Consider the following 5,336-nt stretch of genomic DNA (forward strand, 5'->3'; position numbering starts at 1 on the left):
CCCTTGCTCCAACCCCTGCTGTATGAAAGCTTTATCTCCTATATAGCACTGTTATCGTCTCCACGTGCCCCTTTACCGTGGATATAATGTCCGCCATGTACCCGCAGTAAGGCTTTATTCTGCCTATCCAATCCCTCATTTCGGCGGCAATTTCATAATGGTCCTCACTGGTCACCTGAGGGTCTCCTATGGAAATGTCATACTCGTCTATAAGATCCTTTAATGCCTCAAGACCTCCGGCTATTGACATTATGGGAGTTTTGAAATTATGGGCAATTCCTCCTATTAACTGCCCCAATGAAGCAAGTCTTTCTCTCTCCAATGCAATGGAATGTCTTTCCGAATAGCTTCTGTTGAGATACCGGTTGTAAAAAGCAGTTGCCAGTCCTATAAGGACGAAACCCAAGACAACACATCCAAGACCTATGAAAAACAGGCGCATTCCCGTTTCGATAACGCTGGTTCTAATCTTCAATACCGGGGTAATTTCAACTATTATCCATCCAAGCTCGGTTCCTTTTATCTCGGGAATAGTATTGTAAGTCACAAGGTACTCCACGCCGTCTATCTCTTTTATGTCCACATTCTTATTCTCAACCAGCATATCTTCGATAAATTCAAGATCTGCCTTTTTACCGTTCTTAAGCCTGTCATAGGGATTTAAAACATAATTTCCGTCACTTCCGATTATATAGATTTTTCCGTTGTCACTGGGCTTGATATCTGCTATGAGACTGAAAAGATACTCTTCTTTAATGTTTATAATCAGAATTCCCTGACTCTTCAGACTGGTGAAAGAATATATTCCCTTTATTATCGAAAAAACCTGTACATTTTTAGAATGTTGGGGAGTATCCAATGTGTACGTATTGAGCCACAATGACTGCTTATTGCTTTCTTTAAGCGCTTTTACCGCATAAAAGTCATTTATATTTTCATCAACATCCGGCTTTATCTCTCCCGATGTTATATAAGTTCCCCCGTTTGATACGACAGCAATATTAGCTATTTCCTTCCTCTTTTTTGTATAATTGTTTAAAATCTCTTCAATCTTTCTTTTGTTTTCGTCTCTCAAACTGATATCCTCAATGCTGTCGTGCATGCCTACATACTCTGCCAGTGCATTGTCTCTTGACATAGTCATCGCCAGTTCATCAAAGCTTGTCAAAATCACCTGTATGTTATTGGATGTTTGTTTGATAAGTTCGCTTGAGCTGGCCTTTGCGTAATTTAACATGGAGTTTGAAATCTCGCGAAGGGAAGCTAAGCCTACCGCAAATAAGGAAATTACAACTATTACTGTAAAACCAAGGTTTAGCCTCCATGCTGTGCTGATTTTCTCCTTTTCAAGCCCCCCTATAATCTCGGGCGTTCCCTTTTTGCGTCCAAAAAGCATAGAAATAATCCCCCTATGCAGAATTTAGAATCCGGAACACAGAAACATCAGACGCTGATTTAATACTTAATGAAAATTGATTTGCAATAAAACAGCTATATGATATTAATCGGATTGTAAGTGATTTTGAATGACTATCATTTTACTACACAACTTATAATTCTACATTAGACGGGGATTTTCCTCTTTCACTGCTATCTTATTTATGTTTAAAACTTTGCAGCTTAAAATATTCAGCTTCTAAACAGCACCTTCTCTTTTTTAAACAGCGCGGCTGCAAGCCACAAGGTAATAACAACATATACCGCTGATGAACCAAGAGCCATTAACAAATAGCTATAGTTGATGCTTCCGCCAAGCACTATTTTAAAAGCCGACAACGTATTCATAACAGGCACAAGAAACATATATACCGGGATGTCGTTTGGCTGCATAAGCATTGTGGCAAAAGCCGGCATCATGACTATTATCATCAGAAAAGACATGTAGGTTTGAGCCTCTTTAAAGGATTTTGCATAGGTACTTAAGGCTATCTGCAGGCCCGAAAAAGTCATTCCGAGAGTTATTGAAATTACAACAACCAAAAGAAACGCCAAGGGCGGTATGCCAAACCCGGTAATGTCAGTACCGACTCCCATAGCCATGGAAGACGGGTTAATCATAAAGCCTGCAACTGCGCCTATCATTGTGGCAACAACCGATACAAAAGAAAACAATGTTACGGCCAGATACTTGCCCAAAAGAAGGGAGGACCTGTTGGGCTTGGTGGTAAGCAAAGGTTCAAACGTATTCCTCTCCTTTTCGCCTGCCACAAGGTCTGTAGCCGCAGCAATACCGCCGGATGCCATCAAAATCACAAGCATCATGGGAAGGGACACTGCCAAAATACTTCCTCGTGTCTTTTCCTCATCGGCTATATTGCTTTCCTCAATTACCACAGGTGTCAATATCCCCGGGTCTATTCCCAAGGAATCAAGCCTCTTTATTGCCGTTATGCTATTAAAATCTTCAATGGCATTCCATATTATACCAAGGCTTCCCTCCGACTTTGCTTGGGACTTGTCATATATAAGCTTTATTACAAAGGGTTTGCCTTCGGCGAATTTTGTGGCATAATCCTTCTCAAAATCCAACACCACCCTAACCTTTGATTCGCTAATAGCCTTTATCGGGTCATCTACATCAATAAGGCTTATGTTGGGATAGTCCCTGAATATCTGATTTTTTACTATATCCTTAATCTCATCGGTGTTGGACTCATGGGTCAATGCTACGGTAACATTTTCGCTTATATCCCTGCTGAGCTTTTCTATACTTCCCCCAACAAGCATACTCAATAAAGGAATCAACAGCATCGGAACAAATATACTGGTAAGAAGAGTCTTTCTATCCCTTACAATATCCTTTACCTCTTTTTTGAATACAATCCACACATGCCTGCTAGCCTTCATTTCTGCCACCTGCCAATTTGATAAATATATTCTCAAGGTTCTCATCGCCATGTCTTGATTTTATTTCATCAAGGGTACCGGCCTCTACAAGCCTTCCCTTGTGAATTATGCCAATACGGTCGCAAAGTTTTTCAACCTCACTCATGCTGTGACTTGAAAAAATCACTGTTTTACCTTCTTTTCTGCAAGCTGCAATAAATTCATGCACGTCTCTTATTGCACTGACATCAAGTCCTGAAGTAGGCTCATCTAAAAGCATTATTTTCGGGTCATGCACTATTGCCCTGGCAAATGCTACCTTCTGCTTCATTCCTTTCGAGAGCTTTCCTGCTTTTCTTGTCAAATATTCCTCCATGTTGAAGACCTTTGCAAGCTCCCTAATCCTCTCTTTTATTTGAGTCCTGCTCATATCGTTCAATTCGCCGAAATATGCAATGTTTTCTTCGCATGTCAACCTGTCGTAAAGCCCTGTTTCTCCGCCAAAAAGAATCCCAATGCTGCTCCTTACTTTCTGAGGTTCTTTCACAATATCCCAGCCCGCCATTGTCGCAGTACCGGAAGTGGGCTTCAGCATGGTCGCAAGCATTCTTAGTGTCGTTGTTTTTCCGGCTCCATTTTCTCCTAGCAAGCCAAACACTTCACCCTTTTTTACTTCAAAGCTGATATCGCTGACTGCCGCAATATTGCCAAACTGTTTGGATAAAGACTGTATACTGATCATGCAAACAACCCTTGCCTTTCTTTGTTATCCGTAATCTTCCATTTTTTCTTTATTTTTAATCCTTCTGCTAAAAGAAGATTTTCCTTTGAATTCTAATCTTGTTGCATCTATTCTCCCGATATTAGCGCCTCGGCAAATGTCAAATCTTCCCTGGTGGTTATTTTTATGTTGTTGTAGCTTCCCATAACCAGCCTGGTGCGTATTCCCATTCTCTCCACAAGAACGGTGTCGTCAGTACCGTAAAACCCGTCATCGGCTGCTTTTTTGTGAGCCTTCATTATTACATCCTTTAAAAAGGCCTGGGGCGTCTGAATAGCCCAAAGGGTGCTCCTTTCCAGAGTCTCCTTTACAAATCCCCCGCTATCCGCCGACTTTATCGTATCCTTGACAGGTACTGCCGCCGTAGAAGCTCCAAACTCTTCGGCTGCCTCAATGCAGTTTTCGATAATTTCCTCGTTTATAAACGGCCTTGCCCCGTCATGTATAACCACAATATCAGATTCAACGCTTACCTGAAGAAGACCGTTATACACGGAATCCTGTCTTTGGGCTCCGCCTGCCACCAGCATCTTTACCTTTTTCAAGTTATAAGCCTCTACAACATTCTCTTTGCAGTAAAACATATCGCTATTGCCGACTACCAAAACCACCTCATCTATCAAAAAACAGTCTTCAAAAACCTTAAGGGTTCTTGCAAGAAGCGGTATTCCGCCCACGTTGATATACTGCTTGTTGACATCCATGTTCATACGGGTTCCTTTTCCCGCTGCCACAACAACCGCGCTAACCCGAATCTTTTTATCCTTTTTCATTACCAAACTCTCCCGGAAGATGTTCTAATTTTTTAAAATTATATCATATTATTCTTTCAATTATAATAATTATGAAAAAAATCAAGGCAAAAATGTGCAAAAAAGCTTCATACACAGTATGGCAGCTTGGTTGCAAACAAAAAAATAAAGCTGTACAAGACAGCTTTACCAAGAGTTTAGAAGAATCTCGTTTAAAACTATATAAATTTATTAATGATGCCCTCAATCTCCATTGCATTCATATTTTTCGCCAGCACCAATTCGCTGATAAGTATTTGTTTTGCACTATGTAGCATTTTCTTTTCGCCGGTAGAAAGCCCTTTTTCCTTGTCCCTCAGCATCAGGCAGCGAACGACATCGGCCACTTCATAAATATTGCCGCTTTTAATCTTGCCCATGTTTTCCCTGTATCGCTTGTTCCAGTTTGCATTTGATGGAAGAGTTTTATTTTTAAGTATCAGAAAAACCTTCTCGGCGTCCTCTTCGCTTATAACTTCCCTTATACCAATACCATCGACATTTTGAGTCGGTATCATTACCTTCATTTCACCGATGGGAATTTTTACAACATAATAACTTTGCTTGTTTCCTAAAATTTCTTTCTCTTCAATAGATTCTATTACTCCCGCACCATGCATAGGGTACACAATTTTGTCACCAATATTGTACATATACACTCCTCCATTAAAACAAAAAACAAAATACTATTGGAATCTCTAATATATATTTCTTATCTTGTCTTCATTTGTAGTGTTTTGATGTAAAAAAACAAGAGCAATGAAATCATTCAGGATGGCATATCCCCATATATTTAGTATACTACAAACTCATTTTATTGTCAAAATATTTTATTGTAGCACGCTATAGCATCTGTGTCAACAACATTTTTTGTCATACAATGAAATTTTAAATTGCAAGTTTAATTGCCTTACAAAATCTTACAGAACCCTGTTTTA

The 5,336-nt window shown here is 39.9% G+C and carries 5 protein-coding genes; all 5 read right to left on the bottom strand.

Annotation, left to right across the window (positions count from 1 at the left end; all coding sequences use genetic code 11):
* Nucleotides 1–31: 31 nt before the first annotated feature.
* The 5 genes from PLH43_RS12900 to PLH43_RS12920 all read right to left on the bottom strand — a co-directional run bounded on the left by PLH43_RS12900 (nt 32) and on the right by PLH43_RS12920 (nt 5,051).
* Nucleotides 32–1,396, bottom strand: a complete 1,365-nt coding sequence (locus tag PLH43_RS12900; protein ID WP_324363775.1) for a cache domain-containing protein — start codon at nt 1,394–1,396, stop codon at nt 32–34.
* Nucleotides 1,397–1,629: 233 nt separating this feature from the next.
* Nucleotides 1,630–2,847: an ABC transporter permease gene (locus PLH43_RS12905; RefSeq protein ID WP_324363777.1), complete on the bottom strand. Its 1,218-nt coding sequence runs from the start codon at nt 2,845–2,847 to the stop codon at nt 1,630–1,632.
* Nucleotides 2,837–3,568, bottom strand: a complete 732-nt coding sequence (locus PLH43_RS12910) for an ATP-binding cassette domain-containing protein (RefSeq protein WP_324363779.1) — start codon at nt 3,566–3,568, stop codon at nt 2,837–2,839. The genes PLH43_RS12905 and PLH43_RS12910 overlap by 11 nt, the downstream gene beginning before the upstream one ends.
* A gap of 107 nt (nt 3,569–3,675) precedes the next feature.
* Nucleotides 3,676–4,380 carry a 2-C-methyl-D-erythritol 4-phosphate cytidylyltransferase gene (ispD, locus tag PLH43_RS12915; protein ID WP_324363781.1) on the bottom strand — a complete coding sequence of 235 codons (705 nt, stop codon included), beginning with the start codon at nt 4,378–4,380 and terminating at the stop codon, nt 3,676–3,678.
* Between the two features lie 197 nt (nt 4,381–4,577).
* Nucleotides 4,578–5,051, bottom strand: coding sequence for a CarD family transcriptional regulator (locus PLH43_RS12920; RefSeq protein ID WP_324363783.1), 474 nt, complete (start codon nt 5,049–5,051; stop codon nt 4,578–4,580).
* Between the last annotated feature and the right edge of the window lie 285 nt (nt 5,052–5,336).

The organism is Acetivibrio sp., assembly GCF_035371925.1.
Lineage (GTDB): Bacteria > Bacillota > Clostridia > Acetivibrionales > Acetivibrionaceae > Hungateiclostridium.

What these genes read in the sequence shown, in the direction of transcription:
- PLH43_RS12900 (WP_324363775.1), bottom strand. Translation starts at nt 1,396, where the DNA reads ATGCTTTTTGGACGCAAAAAGGGAACGCCCGAGATTATAGGGGGGCTT.
- PLH43_RS12920 (WP_324363783.1), bottom strand. Translation starts at nt 5,051, where the DNA reads ATGTACAATATTGGTGACAAAATTGTGTACCCTATGCATGGTGCGGGA.
- ispD (WP_324363781.1), bottom strand. Translation starts at nt 4,380, where the DNA reads ATGAAAAAGGATAAAAAGATTCGGGTTAGCGCGGTTGTTGTGGCAGCG.
- PLH43_RS12905 (WP_324363777.1), bottom strand. Translation starts at nt 2,847, where the DNA reads ATGAAGGCTAGCAGGCATGTGTGGATTGTATTCAAAAAAGAGGTAAAG.
- PLH43_RS12910 (WP_324363779.1), bottom strand. Translation starts at nt 3,568, where the DNA reads ATGATCAGTATACAGTCTTTATCCAAACAGTTTGGCAATATTGCGGCA.